This is a genomic window from Myxococcus sp. XM-1-1-1, assembly GCF_020037095.1.
Taxonomy (GTDB): Bacteria; Myxococcota; Myxococcia; order Myxococcales; family Myxococcaceae; genus Myxococcus; species Myxococcus fulvus.
The window spans coordinates 169,321-188,966 of the sequence record NZ_JAIQDH010000005.1 but is presented as its reverse complement, the minus strand read 5'-3'; the positions used below and the strand labels follow the sequence as shown (position 1 = coordinate 188,966).

Annotated in this window: 4 protein-coding genes; 3 read left to right on the top strand and 1 reads right to left on the bottom strand. The window is 69.9% G+C overall.

Annotation, left to right across the window (positions count from 1 at the left end; translation table 11 throughout):
• The first annotated feature begins 23 nt into the window (after positions 1 to 23).
• Both K8640_RS13180 and K8640_RS13175 read left to right on the top strand, forming a co-directional pair.
• On the top strand, positions 24 to 12,050 hold the full coding sequence (locus tag K8640_RS13180; protein WP_223747360.1) for a non-ribosomal peptide synthetase: 12,027 nt from the start codon (positions 24 to 26) through the stop codon (positions 12,048 to 12,050).
• A gap of 31 nt (positions 12,051 to 12,081) precedes the next feature.
• The gene (locus K8640_RS13175) at positions 12,082 to 13,386 is read left to right on the top strand and encodes a hypothetical protein (RefSeq protein ID WP_223747359.1); all 1,305 of its coding nucleotides are present in this window, start codon (positions 12,082 to 12,084) and stop codon (positions 13,384 to 13,386) included.
• Between the two features lie 39 nt (positions 13,387 to 13,425).
• On the opposite strand, the gene K8640_RS13170 is transcribed toward K8640_RS13175, so the two are convergent.
• Positions 13,426 to 14,292, bottom strand: a complete 867-nt coding sequence (locus tag K8640_RS13170) for a DNA alkylation repair protein (protein WP_223747358.1) — start codon at positions 14,290 to 14,292, stop codon at positions 13,426 to 13,428.
• A gap of 260 nt (positions 14,293 to 14,552) precedes the next feature.
• Here K8640_RS13170 and K8640_RS13165 point away from each other — a divergent pair, with 260 nt between their 5' ends.
• A complete protein-coding gene (locus K8640_RS13165; RefSeq protein ID WP_223747357.1) occupies positions 14,553 to 19,625 on the top strand; it encodes an Adventurous gliding motility protein K in 5,073 nt (1,690 codons plus the stop codon).
• Positions 19,626 to 19,646 lie beyond the last annotated feature (21 nt).

Genomic DNA, 19,646 nt, shown 5'->3' with positions numbered 1-19,646 from the left:
TTGACATGCTCGACGCCCCCTCCTTGTCGACCCTCCCGCAGGATTCCTCTCCGACCAGCATCGCGGAGGCCTTCGAAGCCCAGGTCGCCCTGCGGCCCCAGTCCCTGGCGCTCACCAGTGACGGCGAGAGCCTGACGTACGCGGAGCTGGAGCGGCGGGCCAACCAGCTCGCGTGGCGGCTGCGCGCGGAGGGTGTCGGACGCGAGAACCCCCGGGTGGGCGTCTGCCTGCCGCGCTCGGCGGAGCTGCTCGTCACGCTCCTGGCCATCCTCAAGGCCGGTGGTGCCTACGTGCCGCTCGACCCGGACTATCCCTCCGAGCGACTGGCGCTGATGGCCCTGGACGCGGACGTGCGGGTCATCATCACGCGCACGTCGCTGCTGCCACGACTGCCCTCGGAGGGCGTGCGCCTGTGTCTGGATGTCCTCGGCGACGCGCTGGCCGTGCTCCCCCACCATCCTCCCGCGCGAGACGTGTGCCCGGATGATCTGGCGTATGTCGTCTTCACCTCGGGCTCCACGGGCAGGCCCAAGGGCGTCTGCGTGCCGCATCGCGGAGTGCTGCGGTTGGTGTTGGGGACCAATCATGTCGACGTGACGCCCGAGGACGTGCTGCTGCAACTCGCGCCCGTCGCCTTCGATGCGTCGACGTTCGAAATCTGGGGTTCGCTGCTCAACGGGGCGCGGCTGGCGGTGTTCACCCAGGGCGCCGCGGGCCTGGATGAGCTGGGGCCGTTCCTCGAAGCGCAGGGGGTGACGATTGTCTGGATGACCACGGGCTTGTTCCATCAGCTCGTGGAGCTGGGGTTGCCCGGCACGGCGAAGGTGCGCGAGCTGCTCACCGGCGGCGAGGTCCTCTCCGTGCCCCATGCGCGCAAGGCCCTGGCGCAGCTTCCCCACGTGCGACTGGTCAACTTCTACGGCCCCACGGAGAACACGACCTTCACCAGCTTCCACCCCATGCGGGGCGCGCTGGCGGAGGAGGACTCGACGGCCGTGGCCATCGGCCGGTCCATCTCGGGGACTCGGATGTACGTGCTGGACGAGTCGCTCCGCGCCGTCCCGGATGGAGAGGTGGGCGAGCTGTACACGGGAGGACTGGGGCTCGCGTGGGGCTACTGGCGGCGCGCGGACCTGACGGGTGAGCGATTCCTGCCGGACCCGTGGAGCGACACGCCTGGAGGCCGCATGTACCGCACGGGGGACCTCGCCCGCGTGCGACCCGATGGCGCGGTGGAGTTCATCGGACGGCGCGACCATCAGGTGAAGCTGCGAGGCTTCCGCATCGAGCTGGGTGAGGTGGAGAGCGCGCTGCGCCAGCACGCACGTGTGACGGAGGCGCTCGCGTTCGTTCGTGAGGACTCGCCCGGAGACCGCCGACTGGTCGCGTATGTCGTCGCGAGGGCTTCGTCGTCGGAGCTGCGGGAGCACGTCCAGCGCCAGCTCCCCGGTCACATGGTCCCATCCGCCATCGTGGTGATGGAGGAGCTGCCGCTCACGCCCAATGGCAAGGTGGACCGCGCGCGGCTGCCCGCGCCCCAGGCGGCCTCGGAGCTCGTCGCGCCGGAGACAGGGCTCGAGCAGACCGTCGCGCGCATCTGGGCGGAGGTGCTGGGGATGGACGCGGTGAGCGCCACCGCGAACTTCTTCGACCTGGGAGGCCACTCGCTGCTCGCGACCCAGGCGGTCACCCGCATGCGCGAGGCGACGCGGCGGCACATCCCGCTGCGTGCCCTCTTCGACCAGCCCGTCCTGCGCGAGCTGTGCGCGGGACTCGAGGAGGCCCAGGCGGGCACCGAGGACGAAGGCCTCATCCCACGTGCCGTGGGTGCCGAGCGTCGAGTCCCTTCGTTCGCCCAGCAGCGACTGTGGTTCCTCGACCGATGGATGCCGGGCAGCGCGGTCTACTCGCTCCCGATGGCGTTCCAGGTGGACGGGCCACTCGAGGCCTCCCTGCTGGAGCAGAGCCTGCGGGCCCTGGTGGCCCGGCACGAATCCCTGCGCACGTGCTTCCCCGGCGAAGGAGCGCCCGAGCAAGTGGTCCTGGAGTCATGGTCCATCACATTGGAGCGGCGGTCCGCTGCGTCCCTGGAGGAGGCGCGAGGACGGGTGCAGGCGGAGGCGGAACGACCCTTCGACCTGGCCCGGGGTCCGCTCTTTCGAGCGATGCTCGTGACGTGGGCCGAGCAGCGACACCTGTTGTTGCTCAACCTGCACCACATCATCTCCGACGGTTGGTCCTTCGGAGTGCTCTTCCGGGAGCTGTCCACCGAGTACGCCGCGCGAGTCGGGGGCACGCCCCCGGTGCTGCCTCCGCTCTCCATCCAGTACGCCGACTACTCATCGTGGCAGCGGGTGCGGCTCGCGGGTGAGGCCCTCGCGACGCGGCAGACGTTCTGGAAGCGACTGCTGGACGGTGTGCCTCACGTCCTCGCGCTGCCCACCGATTTCCCTCGCCCGCCACGTCAACGCATCGAGGGCGCGCTCCACCGCTTCTCGCTTCCGCTGCCGCTGGTCGAGGCCCTCGAAGGACTCGCGCAGGATGAAGGCGCCACGCTCTTCATGGCCTTGCTGGCCACCTTCCAGGTTCTCCTCTCCCGTTACTCCGGCCAGCTCGAGTTCCTCGTCGGCTCGCCCATCGCCAATCGCACGCGGCCCCAGCTCGAATCGCTCATCGGCTTCTTCGTCAACACCCTTCCCCTCCCCGCCCGTCTCTCCGGCAACCCGTCCTTCCGCGACGTCCTCCATCGCACCCGTGACGCGTGCCTCGGCGCCTACGCACATCAGGAGCATCCCTTCGAGCGGCTCGTCGACGAGCTCCAAGTCGAACGGGAGCCGGGACGCAGCCCGCTGGTCCAGGTGCTGTTCGCGCTCCAGAACGCACCGGGGGGACAGCTTCGCCTTCCAGGTGTCCAGGTCGCGCCGCTGGAGGTGGACACCGGCACGGCGCGCTTCGAGCTCTTCCTCTCGGTGGAGCCCTCGTCCAACGGATGGCGAGGCACCCTCGAGTACTCCACCGCGTTGTTCTCCGAGCCCACCGTCGCGCGGATGGCGGAGCACTTCGTCCGGCTCGCCGAGACCTTCGTCCGTGCGCCGGAACATGCCTGCGCCCGGGCTTCGTTGCTCTCCGAGGATGAGCAGCAACGGTGGTTGGTCGAGTGGAACGACACGACGCGCGCGTACCCGTCGCAGACACCGCTCGGAGCGCTCTTCGACGCGCAGGTGGCGCGCAACCCCGACGCCGTGGCCGTGCGGCACGGAGTGTCCGAGCTGACATATGCCCAGCTCGATGCCCGCGCCAATGCGCTCGCCCGGGTGCTGCGCGCGCGAGGCGTCGACCGTCGGAGTCCGCAGGTCGGCGTGTGCCTGCCCCGGTCCGCGGACCTCATCGTCGCGTTCCTGGCGACCATCAAGGCGGGCGGGGCCTACGTCCCGCTCGACCCGGAGCACCCCACCGAACGGCTGGCCTTCATGGCCCACGACGCACGCCTCACGGCCCTCGTCTCCCATGGCGCGTTGAGTGAGCGGCTGCCCGAGGGTCCGTGGCGCACGGTGAAGCTCGACACGTTGGAGTGCACCGAGGCCACGCCGCTGCCGACCGACAGCACCGCGGAGGACCTGGCCCACATCATCTACACCTCGGGCTCCACGGGGCGCCCCAAGGGCGTCTGCATTCCACATCGAGGCGTCGTGCGCATGGCGCTGGACCCGGACCAGGTCCGCCTGGGGCCCGACGACCGGGTGGCCCAGGTCACCACCGTGACGTTCGACCTCTCCACGTTGGAGATCTGGGGCGCGCTGCTCAACGGGGCCACGCTGGTCATCATCGACAAGGACGAGCTCATCCAGCCCTCGGTCTTCGCTCGCCGGCTGAGGGAGGAGCGCATCTCCGCGCTCGTCGTGGCCACCGCCATCTTCCACCACACTGCGCGCGTGCACCCGGATGCGTTCTCCGGCCTGCGCTGGATCATCTTCGGTGGCGAGGCCGCGGATGCCACGTGTCTCCAGAGCGTGCTGACGCATGGCGCCCCTGGTGCGCTCGTGAACGGGTATGGCCCCACCGAGAACAGCACCTACAGCACGTGGTATCGGGCGCGGCCATCCTCGGAGCTCTCGGTGCCCATCGGGCGACCTGTGTCCAACAGCACGGCCTATGTCCTGGACGCCAACGGGCAACCCGTCCCCGTCGGTGTCACCGGTGAGCTGCATGTCGGTGGTGACGGCCTCGCGTGGGGTTACTGGGACAGGCCCGACCTCACCGCGGAGCGCTTCGTTCCCCATCCGTTCTCCTCGGTGCCGGGGGCTCGGCTCTATCGCACGGGAGACCTCGTCCGACTCCGCCAGGATGGAGAGCTGGAGTTCATCGGCCGCGCCGACAACCAGGTGAAGCTGCGCGGCTTCCGCATCGAGCTGGGCGAGATTGAAGCCGCGCTGCGTGCGCATCCCGAGGTCCGTGACGCCGCCGTCCTCGTCCGGGAGGACACTCCGGGGGACAGACGCCTCGTGGCCTATGCCGTGACGCAGGTGGCGGGGACCCGGCTTCGCGAGGAGCTGGGACGCCGACTCCCCAGCTACATGGTCCCCTCGACGGTCGTCGTCCTCGACTCGCTTCCGCTGACGCCCAACGGGAAGGTGGACCGACGCGCGCTTCCGCCTCCGATCCTCGGCCTGCTCGACGCCGAGGACTTCGTCGCGCCTCGCACGGAGCTGGAGTCGCGACTCGTCGACATCTGGAGCACGGTGCTGTCCTTGGAGCGCGTCAGTGTCACCGCGAGCTTCTTCGACCTCGGTGGGCATTCACTGCTCGCGACCCAGGTCGTCTCGCGCATCCAGGACACGCTCGGTGTCCACGTCCCCGTCCGAGCCCTCTTCGAGTCACCCACCATCGAGTCCCTGGCGCGCGTGCTGGAGCAACTCCTCGGCGAACCCCAGCCCACCGGGTCCACGCTCATTCCCACGGTGAGCCGGGACTCGGCGCTGCCCCTGTCGTTCGCGCAAGAGCGACTCTGGTTCTTCAGCCAGCTCCATGACCAGAAGGGCGTCTACAACATGCCCTTCGGGCTGAGACTCGAAGGTGAGCTCGATGTCCCTGCGCTACGTGAGCGTCTTCGAGCCGTCGTCCTTCGTCACGAGTCTCTGCGCACGCGCTTTCCTGGGGGCAGCACTCCCACGCAGGTCATCTCCGACGACATGGAGCTCGACTGGCGGGTCGTCGACCTGACCTCGTCTCCTGACGACCTCCAGGAGTGCCTCCAACGCGAGGCCGCGGCGCCGTTCGACCTCGAGAAGGGTCCGCTCTTCCGCGCTCGCCTCTTCCGCCTGGCTCCCCAGCGCCACGTCCTCCTCCTCAACCTCCACCACATCATCTCCGACGGCTGGTCCTTCGGCGTCCTCTACCGCGAGCTCTCATCCCCCTCGCTGCCTCCCCTCTCCCTCCAGTACGCCGACTTCTCCTCCTGGCAGCGCTCTCTCCTCTCCGGCCACCTCCTCTCCTCCCAGCTCTCCTTCTGGACTCGCCTCCTCGACGGCGTCCCCCACCTCCTCTCGCTGCCCACCGACTTCCCTCGCCCCTCCCTCCAGCGCTTCGACGGCGCCCTCCACCGCTTCTCCCTCCCCCTCTCCCTCCGCTCCTCTCTCGACTCCCTCGCTCGTCACCACGGCGCCTCCCTCTTCATGGCGCTCCTCTCCTCCTTCCAGCTCCTCCTCTCCCGCTACTCCGGCCAGCTCGACTTCCTCGTCGGCTCTCCCATCGCCAATCGCACTCGCCCCCAGCTCGAATCCCTCATCGGCTTCTTCGTCAACACGCTCCCCCTCCCCGCTCGCCTCTCCGGCAACCCTTCCTTCCTCGACGTCCTCCTCCGCACCCGCGACGTCTGCCTCTCCGCCTACTCCCACCAGGAGCTTCCCTTCGAGAAGCTCGTCGATGAGCTCCGCGTCGAGCGCTCCCTCTCTCATGGCCCTCTCCTTCAGGTCATGTTCGCTCTCCAGAACGCGCCCGGTGTCCCGCCCACCTTGCCGGGCGTCACGGTCGAGCACCTCGAGCTGCATCCCGGGACGTCGAAGTTCGACCTCACGCTCTTCGTCGAGGAGACGCCGCACGGACTGAACGGCGTCTTCGAGTACGCCACGGCGCTGTTCTCGCCGGACACCGTGGCGCGGATGGCCGAGCATCTCCGGAACCTGATGGAGCAGGTCGCGCGAAACCCTCACGCGCCCATCCACTCTCTCGACGTGCTCTCCGCGAAGGAGCGCGCTCGGTGGCTCGTCGAGTGGAATGACACGGCCCGCGCCTTCCCGGCCGGTGCGTCCATCATCGACCTGTTCGCGGAGCAGGTGTCCCTGCGTCCCCACGCCATCGCCGTGCGGCACGGGTCGACGAGCCTCACCTATGGAGAACTCGACGCTCGCGCCAATCGTCTCGCGCGACGCCTGCGTGGCCAGGGGGTGAGCCGTGCGCGTCCTCAGGTCGGCGTCTGCCTGCCTCGCACGCCCGAACTGGTCGTCACGCTGCTCGCCATCCTCAAGGCCGGTGGCGCCTACGTGCCGCTCGACCCGGACTATCCCTCCGAGCGACTCGACTTCATGGTCCGTGACGCTCGGGTCGTCGCCATCGTGAGCCTCGACGCGCTCCGCTCGACGTTCTCCTCGGACATCACGGTGCTGAGTCTCGAGTCACCTGCCGAGGAACCGACGAGGTCCGATGAGAGCGCGCTTCCTCGTGAGAGCACGTCAGAGGACCTGGCGCACATCATCTACACCTCGGGCTCCACGGGCCTTCCCAAGGGCGTCTGCATTCCCCATCGCGGCGTGGTGCGCATGGTCCGCGAGGCCGACCACATCCGGCTCGGCCCTGACGACCGCGTTGGACAGGCCGCGACCATCGCCTTCGATGCCTCCACCTTCGAGGTATGGGCTCCGCTGCTCAATGGCTCGACGCTCGTCATCCTGGACAAGGACGAGGTCCTCGACCCGGTGCTGCTCAACCGCCGCCTCCAGGACGAGCGAATCACCACCCTCTTCCTCACCACCGCGCTGTTCAACCTCGTCGCGCGCTCCCAGCCGGAAGTCTTCAAGGGTCTGCGATGGCTGGGGTTCGGCGGAGAGGCCGCGGACCCGTCCTGTGTGAACGACGTGCTCACCCATGGCGCCCCCGGGCAGCTCGCAAACTTCTACGGCCCGACGGAGAACAGCACCTACAGCACCTGGTATCCGGTGCGTCAGCGACAGGAGCACGCGGTTCCCATCGGTCGCCCCGTGTCCAACAGCACGGCCTACGTCCTGGATGCCCACGGGCAACCCGTTCCCCTGGGCGTCACCGGCGAGCTGCATGTCGGTGGCGAGGGGCTCGCGTGGGGCTATTGGAACAGACCCGACCTCACCGCCGAGCGCTTCGTTCCGCATCCGGACTCCTCGGTTCCAGGGGCTCGGCTCTATCGAACCGGGGACCTCGTCCGACTCCGCCAGGACGGTGAGCTGGAGTTCGTCGGCCGCGCCGACAACCAGGTGAAGCTGCGCGGCTTCCGCATCGAGCTGGGTGAGATTGAAGCCGCGCTGCGTGCACATCCCGAGGTCCGCGACGCCGCGGTCCTCGTCCGCGAGGACTCTCCTGGAGACAGACGCCTCGTGGCCTACGCCGCGACCTCCACGACCGCGACAGCACTTCGTGAGCACCTGCGGAGCCAGCTCCCGGCTCACATGGTGCCGTCGGCCTTCGTTGTGCTCGATGCGCTGCCCCTGACACCGAACGGCAAGGTCGACCGACGCGCACTCCCGGCCCCGGAGGGAGGCACCGTCGAGGACTTCGTGGCGCCTCGCACCGGGCTGGAGGTGGCGTTGGCGGCCATCTGGTCCTCGGTCCTCCAGCTCGAACAGCTCAGTGTCACGGCGAACTTCTTCGAGCTGGGCGGGCACTCCCTGCTCGCCACACAGGTCGTCTCCCGTGCGCGGGAATCGCTCGGTGTCACCGTTCCCGTGAAGCTGCTCTTCGAGGCGCCGACGCTCGAACGGTTCGCGCGTGCCGTGGAGAAGCTCCTCGGAACCTCGCCCTCGGTACAAGACGCCGGGCTCATTCCCCGGAGGACTCGGGACACGGCGCCTCCGCTCTCCTTCGCGCAGGAGCGACTCTGGTTTCTCAGCCAGCTCCACGAGCAACAGGGCGTCTACAACATGCCCTTCGCGCTCCGACTGGACGGCGAGCTCGATGCCGAGGCGCTCCGCGCGCGCCTCCAGCGCCTCGTGGACCGACACGAGTCTCTTCGCACGACCTTCCCAGGCCACGGTGCTCCCCTCCAGCACATCCAGGAATCAGCACAGCTGTCCTGGGAGCGATTCGACCTCTCCGCCCTGGAGTCGCCCGATGAGGAGGCCACGCGACGCGTGCGACTCGAAGCCGCGGCGCCGTTCGACCTCGAGAAGGGTCCGCTCTTCCGCGCTCGCCTCTTCCGCCTGGCTCCCCAGCGCCACGTCCTCCTCCTCAACCTCCACCACATCATCTCCGACGGCTGGTCCTTCGGCGTCCTCTACCGCGAGCTCTCATCCCCCTCGCTGCCTCCCCTCTCCCTCCAGTACGCCGACTTCTCCTCCTGGCAGCGCTCTCTCCTCTCCGGCCACCTCCTCTCCTCCCAGCTCTCCTTCTGGACTCGCCTCCTCGACGGCGTCCCCCACCTCCTCTCGCTGCCCACCGACTTCCCTCGCCCCTCCCTCCAGCGCTTCGACGGCGCCCTCCACCGCTTCTCCCTCCCCCTCTCCCTCCGCTCCTCTCTCGACTCCCTCGCTCGTCACCACGGCGCCTCCCTCTTCATGGCGCTCCTCTCCTCCTTCCAGCTCCTCCTCTCCCGCTACTCCGGCCAGCTCGACTTCCTCGTCGGCTCTCCCATCGCCAATCGCACTCGCCCCCAGCTCGAATCCCTCATCGGCTTCTTCGTCAACACGCTCCCCCTCCCCGCTCGCCTCTCCGGCAACCCTTCCTTCCTCGACGTCCTCCTCCGCACCCGCGACGTCTGCCTCTCCGCCTACTCCCACCAGGAGCTTCCCTTCGAGAAGCTCGTCGATGAGCTCCGCGTCGAGCGCTCCCTCTCTCATGGCCCTCTCCTCCAGGTCATGTTCGCTCTCCAGAACGCGCCCACCGGTCAGCTTCAACTCCCGGGCCTCACGGTGGACGCGGTGGAGCTGCATCCCGGGACGTCGAAGTTCGACCTCACGCTCTCCCTGGAGGAGTCCGCGGATGGGCTCGTGGGCGTCTTCGAGTACGCCACGGCCCTGTTCTCACCCGCGACCATCGAGCGCATGGCGCGGCATCTCCGCGCGCTGATGGAGCATGTGGTCCGGCATCCCCATGCCTCCATCCACGCGTTCGACCTGCTCTCCGCACAAGAGAGACAGCAATGGCTCGTCGAGTGGAACGACACCGCTCGCGACTACCCGGCTGAGCGTTCCATCGTCGACCTGTTCGAGGCCCAGGCCACCCGACGGCCCGAGGCCATCGCCCTCCAGCATGGCACCACGGTGCTCACGTACGCGGCGCTGGAACGACAGGCCAACCAGCTCGCGCACCTGCTTCGTGCCCAGGGCGTGATCCGTGCACTGCCTCGGGTCGGCGTGTGCCTGCCCCGCTCGCCTCGGCTGGTGGTCACGCTGCTCGCCATCCTCAAGGCCGGTGGTGCCTACGTGCCGCTCGACCCGGACTATCCCTCCGAACGGCTGGAGTTGATGGCCCGGGACGCGCAGGTCCAGTGCATCGTCACGCAGACCTCGCTCGTGTCCCGCGTGCCGAAGGGCATCGCCGCACCGCTGTGCATCGACGCCCTCTCCCTCACCGACGAGGAAGCGACGGACCGACCCACACGCGACACCGGACCGGACGACCTGGCCTACGTCACGTACACCTCGGGCTCCACGGGCCGGCCCAAAGGAGTCTGCATCCCCCACCGCGCCGTCCTCCGGCTCGTCCTGGGCTCCGACTACGTCCAGCTCGGACCGGACGACCGCGTCGGCCAGGCCGCCACCATCGCCTTCGACGCCTCCACCTTCGAGCTCTGGGGCGCGCTGCTCAATGGCGCGACGCTCGTCATCCTGGACAAGGACGACGTCATCGACCCGGCCATGCTCTCCCGCCGGCTGCGCGAGGAGCGCATCACCGCGCTGTTCCTCACCACCGCGCTCTTCAACCTCGTCGCACGCACGGAGCCCTCGGCCTTCTCCGACCTGCGCTTCCTCCTCTTCGGTGGGGAGAACGCCGACCTCGCGTGCGTCAACCGGGTCCTCTCCGCCGGCGCGCCTCAAAGGCTCCTCCACGTCTACGGTCCCACGGAGAACACCACGTTCAGCTCCTGGCATCCCGTGAGCACGCCGCAGGAACACTCCGTTCCCATCGGGCGGCCCATCGCCAACAGCACCGCCTACGTCCTCGATGCCCACCTGAGGCCCGTGCCCACGGGCATCACGGGCGAGCTGTATGTCGGCGGCGACGGGCTCGCGTGGGGCTATTGGGACAGAGCCGACCTCACCGCCGAGCGCTTCGTCCCGCATCCGTTCTCGACGACGCCCGGCGCGCGGCTGTACCGCACCGGAGACCTCGTCCGGCTTCGCCATGACGGCGCGCTGGACTTCATCGGCCGGACCGACAACCAGGTGAAGCTGCGCGGCTTCCGCATCGAGCTGGGCGAAGTCGAGGCCGCGCTGCGCGCCCATCCCGAAGTCCGTGACGCCATCGCCCTCGTCCGCGAGGACATCCCCGGCGACCGGCGCCTCGTCGGCTACGTCGCGAGTGAGCCGGAGCTGGCGCCTCGCGCGCTCCGCGACTTCCTCCAGGGCTGCTTGCCACCGCACATGGTCCCCTCGGACTTCGTGGTGCTGCCCGCGCTGCCACTCACCGCCAATGGCAAGGTCGACCATCGCGCCCTGCCTCGTCCCACCGCGTCCGCCGACGACTCGACGCGCGTGGCGCCGGGCACGCCCCTCGAGGAAGCGCTCACAGCGCTGTGGGCTCAGGTGCTGGGCCGCGAGGTCCGCGACGTGACGGCGAGCTTCTTCGACCTGGGTGGGCACTCATTGCTCGCCGCGCAGCTCGTCGCGAAGCTGTCCGAGCGCTTCGGCTTCAAGGTCCCGCTGCAGGTCCTCTTCCAGAGCCCCACGGTGGCGGCGCTCGCCGCGTGGCTCGAGGAGCAACGCGCGCCCGTGGCCTCCACCACGAAGGCGCCGTCACTGCCCGACGGCGTCGTCCTCCTCCAACGAGGACGTGACGACCGCCTGCCGCCGCTGCTGTGCATGCACCCGATTGGCGGCACGGTGTTCTGCTATCAGGAGCTGGTCCGGGCACTCGGTCCCGAGCGCTCCGTCTACGGCTTCCAGGCGCCCGGCGTGAACGGAGAATGCGAGCCCCTCCAGACCGTCGAGCAGCTCGCCTCCGTCCACCTGAACGCGCTGCTCCAGCTGCGCCCCGAGCCGCCCTACTACCTGGTGGGCCTCTCCATGGGCGGCACCATCGTCTACGAGATGGCGCAGCGGCTGCGGCGGCTCGGCGTCCCTCCCGAGCTGCTCGTCTTCCTCGACACGCCGGGCCCGGGGCAGCTCCCCACGCGCTTCGAGGATGACGCGGAGCTGCTCGCGGCCATCTTCGGGGACTCGTCACCCGCGCTCATCACCTTGCTGCGCGGACTGGAGCCGCAGGCACAGATGCTCGAGGTGCTGCGTCGCGCGCGGGATGGCGCCACGGTGCCGGAGTCGTTCTCCCTGGTGGACCTGCAGATCTTCCTCTCCGTCTGGAAGGCGCACATGCGCGCGCTGTTCAGCTACGAGCCCGGCCCCACCGAGGGCCGCGCCATCTATCTGCGCGCCCAGGAGTACACCCCGCCCCATCCGCTCCATCCCGAGCGCCCATGGCAGGAGCTGGTGCGCGGCGGGCTGGAGCTCATCGGCGTCCCCGGAAACCACCAGACGATGATCGAACCGCCGCACGTCACGACGATGGCGCGACACCTGAATGACCTCATGCGCCGACTCGAGCAGCGCGAGGATTCCAGGCAAACAGGGAGCGGATGCCCGAGGCATTGACGTCCTCCAGGCCCCGGGCGAGAACCCATCCATGGCTGATCCTGATTGGAAGCGACTCCAGGAGCTCAATGGCGGTGACGCCATCTGGTACTCGGACCCGCAGCTCGATGTGAAGGATGAGCTCTGGCTCTACTCGGAGGGCGGTGAGCTGCGCGTCTCGAGCGCCGGGAGGCTCTACAAGCGGGACCCGAAGGCGGAGAAGTTCTCCGCGCCCGTGACGGCGCGGCACGTGTTGTATCGGGGAGGCTGGCTCCTCTACGTCGATATCTCGGTGCGCGGGGACAAGGCCCAGGTTCGCCGTGGCACGTTGAACGGGCACCACCACGTCGCGCTCGTCGACGCCTCCGAGGTCGAGGACCTGCTGGCTCGCTACCGCAAGCTGGGCTTCCGTGACGGCAACGCCTGGAACCCGAACTCGAAGAAGGTGCTCGAGCGCCAGTACCTCAAGGGTGGGAAGCAGTACTGGTCCATCCATGTCGATGGGAACCACACGCTCGAGGATCGCCAGGAGAAGGCGCACGAGAACTGGGAGGCGGCCGTCGCCTACGCGGAGAAGCGCGTCCGCGCGAAGGAGAAGGAGGGCTTCGTGCAGTACAACCAGGAGCTCTGGAAAGCGAAGTACCCCAATCCGGAGCCCAAGCCCGTGAAGGGCGCGCCCAGGAAGCCCTCGCGGCCCAAGGGCACGAAGTTCCCGAAGCCCCAGGACGCCTTCGAGGCCGTGGACCTCGCCGTGGCGATGCTCAAGGACCTCCATGAGCGAATCCCCTCGGGGCACTTCATCGCGGAGCTGGTCGACGCGAAGAAGGACAAGCAGCGCATCGCGTCCGCCGAGGAACATGTGTCGTTCTTCGTGCGCTTCCACAAGCCGCGCATCGGGCAGTGGTTGAAGGCCAGGCCGCTCAAGCCCAGGAAGAAGGAGTCGAGCTGGGATTACTTCCTGCGCGTCTACGGCTCCATCACGTGGATCATCTCCGCGAACGCCGACGAGGACCTGCCGTGCTTCCACGCCGGCAACGTCACCGGTGGTGGCTGGAGCTGCATGGAGATCGCCGACGACGTCTACGACATCAACGATCTGGTGGAGGCCTCGGGCAATGAGGCGCTGGAGGACCTCCAGCCCTTCCATGGCGGCTGGCATGTCGACCGGTCCTTCGCCTTCGACAACCGCTCCGTGAACGCCGCCGGGGAGCGGGCCATCGTCGCGTTCGACGAGAGCATCACCGACCTGCCGAAGAAGACGCCCGTCGGCCGCATCCAGCCGTTCGGGTCGTGGCTGCACAAGCGCGTCTCCCTGCTGACGAGCATCGCGGAGAGCAACCTGAGCGAGCTGCTGTAGGGCCAGTCCGGTTCGGCGGAGCCTCGCTCCGCCCACCGCTCAGCCCGCGCGTTTCCGGGCCGCCACCTTCTTCGGCGCGCGCTTCTGGCTCGCCGGAGCTGGCGTCTTCGACGCGCTCTTCCTGCTCGCGGGTGCCGCCTTCTTCGTCGAGGGCTTCTCACGCGCCGGGGCGGGCTTCTTCTTCCCGGCCGCGGCCTCCATCTTCTTGCGCGCCTCGGTCTTCTCGCCCTTGCGCAGCGCGAGGACCGCGGCGATCCACTCCGGCGCGTAGCTGGACGTGCAGCCCTTCGGGATGGGCCTCGGGTCCCAGCGCCCCAACCGCTCACCGATGGCGATGACCTCGGCGCGGTGCTCCGGCAGATGGAGGCCGATCCACACGAGGCAATGGTTGAGGCCCTCCTTCACGCGGTACGGCGCACCCGGAAGCTCCCTCTCGATGCGAGCGAGCGTCGCCCCGACATCGAGGTCCTTCGCCAGTCCCGCCGGAATCCGTCCGGCGAGGAGCTTCCAGCCGGCGCGGCGCGGCAGTTCCTGATCGCCGTCTCGCCAGCGCTTCTCCAGGGCCTCGGCGACCGGCGCCTTCACGAGCACCCGGCCCACCAGCTCGTCCGCCAGGAGCGGCAGGGTGAGCGGCTCGACCAGCTCGCGGGCCGCCTTCTCCGTGAGAGCCTCCGGGTCCAGCAGCATGCAGGCGAGGAGGCGGGCCTCGTGGTTCCCCGTGGCCCAGAGCTCCAGGCCCAGCGCGTGGTCCTGCCCCACCTGGCCGGCGAGCGCGCGAACCTTCCCCATCAAGACGCCGAACACGTTCTCCCCGGCGCCGTCGCGCACATAGCGCTCTCGCACCCTCGGGTCGCCGGCCGCCTCGAGCGCCTTCATCACCTGGGACCGCGTCATCTGGGTCGGCACCTGTGTCTCTCCTTCGTGGGAACCCCTGCTCACCACGAACTCCACCACAACGCCGCGGCGGTTCCATCGCCTGGCCGGTTCGTGGGCGTGTCACCACCGCCTCCCCCCGGATTCCCGAGCAGGCGCACGGCTGCTCCCCGGGTATCCGGACACCCAAATCGCCTGGAAAGTCGGGAAGTTGAGGGACCGGGCAAGCGCGTGTTACGACCGCTCCCGGCCATTCTCCCCTCATCATCCCTGGCCCCCGGAGCCGGCCTTTCATGAGCGAGCGCAACGACATCCCGCGACCCCCTGTCACGGCCGCCCCTCCTCCGTCCGCCGTCGTGTCTGGCAAGACGGGCCCCTCCGCCACGGAAGTGCTCACGCAGTCCGTCCAGGCCGCGCCCCAGGCGGCGCCCACGCCCAGCATGGAGGACGAGGCCCGCGAGCGCATCGCCTCGCTCGAGCGCGAGGCCCGGACGCTCAGCGCGACGGACGCCACCACCGCCGCGCAGCTCTTCCACGAGGTCGGCCTGCTCTGGGAGGAGCCGCTCAAGAATCCGCGCAACGCGGCCGTCGCGTTCCAGAACGCGTACAAGCTCGCGCCGCGCTACCTGGTCAACATCCGCGCCGCGCGCCGGCTCTTCGCGGACGTGGGCAACTGGCAGATGGTCATCCAGCTGCTCGACGCGGAGCTGGCCGCCACCGACGACGCGCGCCACCAGGCCGCGCTCCTGTTCGAGAAGGGCATCGTCCTCCAGGAGCGCCTGTCCCGCGACGAGGAGTCCGCCGCGTGCCTGCGCCAGTGCCTGGAGCGCCGCCCCACCGACGTGGTGGTCCTCACGCAGCTCGAGTCCGTCTACGCCGCGCGCAATGACGCCGCCGCGCTGGTGGAGGTCTACCGGCTGCTGGCCGCCACCATGCAGCAGCCGTCGCTGCGCGCGCACTACCTGACGTCCGCGGGCCTGCTGCTCGAGGAGCGCCTCAAGCAGCGCGAGCCCGCCGCGTCGCTCCTGCGCGAGGCCTTCGCCCTGGACCGCGCGGACCCGCTGCTGCTCGCCGCGCTCAAGCGCGCCGCCGAGCGCGAGGGCCGCACCGAGGAGCTGCTGGAGGCGCTCACGGCGGAGGCCTCCCTGCTGGGGCCCCAGGCCGCGCCGGCCTACCTGCAGATCGCCAAGGTGCACGAGCGCCTGGGCCAGAAGGGCGAGGCCCTGGCGGCGCTCCTGGACGGCCGCCACGCGGCGCCCAATGACCCGCTCATCCTCAGCGAGCTGGCCGGCATCTACGAGACGCAGGGCCGCTTCGAGGAGCTGGCGGACGTGCTGCTCGCGCGCGTGGGGTCGCTCAACGACGAGAGCGAGCTGGTGGCCACCAACCTGCGGCTGGCCGCGCTGTACGAGGAGGTCCTCAAGCGCGAGGCCGACGCGGCGGCGCGCTATCAGGCCATCGTCGCGCGCATCCCCGGCCACGCCGCGGCGCTCGCGGGCCTGGGCAAGCTCTACTACCGGATGCAGAACTGGGAGGGGCTGGTCTCCGTCTTCGACGCGGAGGTCGCCGCCGCCGAGGACGCCAAGCAGAAGGCCGCGCGCATGTACAAGGCCGCGGAGATTCTCGAGGAGCGGCTGGGACGGCAGGAGGACGCCATCTCCCGCTACAACGCCTGCCTCCAGCTGCAACCCGGTTACCTGCCCGCGCAGAAGGCCCTCACCCGCCTCTACGAGCGCCAGGGCCGCTTCGCGGAGCTGGTGGCGATGTTCGAGCAGGACCTGCTCCAGACGTCGGACCGGGATCAGCTCATCACCACGCTCAACAAGATGGCCGGGGTGTACGAGGACCGGCTGGGAGACCTGGACCACGCCATCGAGTGCATGAAGCGCATCCTCGACCTGGCGTCGGACCACCTGCCCACCATCCGCAACCTGGCGCGGCTGTACGAGCGCGCGCAGCGCTTCCGGGAGCTGCTGGAGACGCACGACCTGGAGGCGTCGCTCGCGGGCGACACCAAGCAGGTGCTGTCGCTGCTCCACCGCAACGCCGAGATTCTCGACGAGAACCTGAAGGACCGCGCGGGCGCCATCACCGCGTACGAGCGCGTGCTGGCGCTGTCGCCGTCGTACCTCCCCGCGCTCAAGGCCCTGGGCCGGCTGTACGCCCAGGACGGCCGCTGGGAGAAGCTGGTGGACATGTACCGGGCGGAGTCGGAGAGCTCGCAGTCCACGGAGCAGGCCGCCGCGCTCATCTACAAGATTGGTGAGCTGTACGAGCAGCGCCTGTCCCGCGAGGACGACGCCATCGCCTCGTACCAGGAGGCGCTGATGCTGGCGCCCAGCTACTTCCCCGCGCTGCGCGCGCTGGCCCGCATCTACCGCGCCCAGGGCGCGTGGGAGAGCCTGGTCGCGATGCTGCGAGAGGAGGCCGCCAACCGCACGGACCCGCTGGAGCGCGCCAACGCGCTGTTCCAGGCCGCGGTCATCTGGGAGGACGCGCTGCGCCGCCCGGACCTGGCCATCGAGACCTACCAGGAGGTGCTGCGGCTGACGCCGGGGCACGCCGCCACGCTGCGCGCGCTGGAGCGGCTGTTCCTGGCGCAGGACAACGTGAAGGAGCTGGTCGCCATCCTGGACCGCGAGACGCAGGTGGGGAACACGCCCGCGGCCAAGGTGACGGCGTACCTGAAACTGGCGCGGCTGTACCTGGACCGCTTCCAGGAGCCCTCGCGCGCGGCGCTGTGCTGCGAGGCCGTGCTGGGCCTGGACGCGGGCAACCTCACCGCCCTCACCCTGCTGGAGCGCATCCGCGCTTCGGACCGGCCGCGCCGCGCGGAATTGCGTCAGCGCATCGCCGAGCGGGTGAATGATCCGCGCCTGGCCACCGCGCTGCGGCTGTCCGCCGTGGTGGACCTGGACAAGGGCCCCGCGGAGGGCACGCTGGAGGCGTACAAGCGCGCCTTCGAGGCGGACCCGGGTGACGCGCGGCTCGCGTTCGCGCTGGAGCGCTCGCTCAAGCTGGCCGGGGACGTGTCGGGCCTGGCCCGGCTGTACACGCTGCGGCTGGCGCACGCGCGCGACGCGGACGAGGCGCTGGAGATGCTGCTGCGCACGGCCGAGCTCGCGGAGACGCGCTTCGGGGACCTGGAGCGCGCGGCGGCCCTCTACAAGCAGGCGCTGGAGCTGCAACCGCAGTGCATCCCGGCGCTGCAGGGGACGCGGCGCGTGGCGATGCGGCGCGGAGACGCGGCCGAGGCGCGCTCGGCGCTGGAGGCCGAGGCGCGGCTGAGCAAGGACCCGCGCGGTGCCATCGACGCGTTCATCGGCGCGGCGCGGCTGGCGTCGCTCATCCAGAAGGACACGGACGGCGCGGCGGCGCTCTACAAGCAGGCGCTGGAGAGAGACCCGCTGCACCCGGCGGCGCAGGCGGGACTGGAGGAGCTGCTGGCGCACCGGGGCGGCTCGGCGGACCTGGCCGCGCTGCACGAGCGGCGCGCCGAGGCGAAGCTGGCGCAGAAGGACCACGTCGCCGCGGCCACGGGCTTCGTGAGCGCGGCGCGGCTGCACCACGGGGCGCTGGGGGATAAGCCGCGCGCGGTGGCGCTGCTGGAGAAGGCGCTGTCGGCGCAGCCGGGCCACATCGAGGCGCTGGAGCTGCGCGCCGCCCTGCTGCTGGAGGCCCAGCAGTACGCGGAGGCCGCGGCCATGCTGACCCAGCGCGTGCAGCTGGGCGGAGACGTGCGCACGCTCGCGCCCTTCCACCTCACGCTGGGCACGCTGTACCAGACGCACCTGAACGACGCGACGCGCGCCATCGCGTATCTGATGACGGTGCTCGCCTCGCAGCCCCGGCACCAGGAGGCGCTGGAGCGGCTGGCCACGCTGCACACGCAGGCGCGCAACTACGCGGGCGCGGTGGACTGCCTGCACAAGCTGTTGCAGCAGGAGCTGCCTGCGGACGCCCGCGCGCGCTTCACGCTGGAGCTGGCGCGCACATACGACGAGGGCCTGGGTGACGCGGCCGCGGCCACGCCGCTGTACCGCCGCGCGCTGGAGCTGTCGCCCGGCGACACCACGCTCATCGACAAGCTGGTGACGCTGTACGAGCGCGCGAGGAACCTGCCGGAGCTGGCGCAGCTCCTGGAGGCCCAGGCCTCGGCGTCCACGGACCCACGCCGCGCGAGCGCCCTGCGGGTGCGGGTGGCGGAGCTGTACGCGGGCGCCCTGTCCGAGCCCGCCCGCGCCACCGGGCTGTACCGCCAGGTGGTGGACGCGGATGGCACGAACCTCACGGCCCGCTTCGCGCTGGCCGGCCTGTACGCGCGCGACACGTCGTCCGTGCCGATGGCCATCGAGGAGCACAAGCAGATCCTCCGCCAGGACCCGACGCGGGTGGACAGCCTGCACGCGCTGTTCAAGCTGTGGGAGGGCCTCAAGCAGCTGGACAAGGCGTTCTGCGTGGCGTCGGTGCTCCAGTTCCTGCGCTCGACGAACGAGGTGGAGCTGGCCTTCTACACGGAGGGCCGCGCGCGGCTGGCGCAGGAGGCTCGCGAGGCGCTGACGTCGACGGACGTGGACACGGTGCTGCTGCACCCGGGCGTCCGTGGCCCGCTGCTGGAGGTGCTGCGGGCGATGGGCGACCAGTTGGAGAAGGTCTACCCGCCGAGCTTCGACATCGTCGGCGTCAACCCGAAGACGGACAAGCTCAAGCCGGACAGCGCGGTGTACAAGGCCGTGCGCGCGGTGGCGCAGGTGTTCGGCGTCGAGGAGTTCGACGCGTACCAGGCGCGGCGCGGGCTCACGGTGCTGGAGACGACCGAGCCCATGTCGGTGTGCATCGGCCAGGACGTGGTGCGACGCTTCAACGCGCGCGAGCAGAAGTTCCTGCTGGGCCGCGCGGCGCTGGGCCTGCTCAACAAGGCGGCCGTGCTGGAGAAGCTGTCGCAGGGCGAGACGGCGGACCTGTTCGGCAACGCCATCCGCATCCACGCGCAGAACTTCTCCGCGCTGGGCCGGCGCAACGACGAGGCGGTGAAGCAGCTGCGCAAGGCGTTCTCCCGCAAGGCCATCAAGGCGCTGGAGGGCCCCGCGATGTCGCTGGGCGACGTGCAGAAGCTGGAGCTGGCGCCGTGGCTGGACGCGCTGGACTACTCGGCGGACCGCGCGGGCCTGCTGATGGCGGGCGACGTGTCCGTGGGCCTGGGCATGGTGCTGCGCGAGGACCCGAACTTCGCGGGCGCGAAGCTGGACTCGGCCGAGCCCGTGATCCAGGCCGTGCGCGAGGGGGAGCGGCTGCGCACCCTGGTGTCCTGGTCCTTCACCGACGACTTCTTCCGGCTGCGCCAGCGGCTGGGGCTGTCGCTGTAGTCGCCGGTCGCGGCGGGAGGC

Coding starts and splice junctions, on each gene's coding strand:
- K8640_RS13175 (WP_223747359.1), top strand. CDS start 12,082: ATGGCTGATCCTGATTGGAAGCGACTCCAGGAGCTCAATGGCGGTGAC.
- K8640_RS13165 (WP_223747357.1), top strand. CDS start 14,553: ATGAGCGAGCGCAACGACATCCCGCGACCCCCTGTCACGGCCGCCCCT.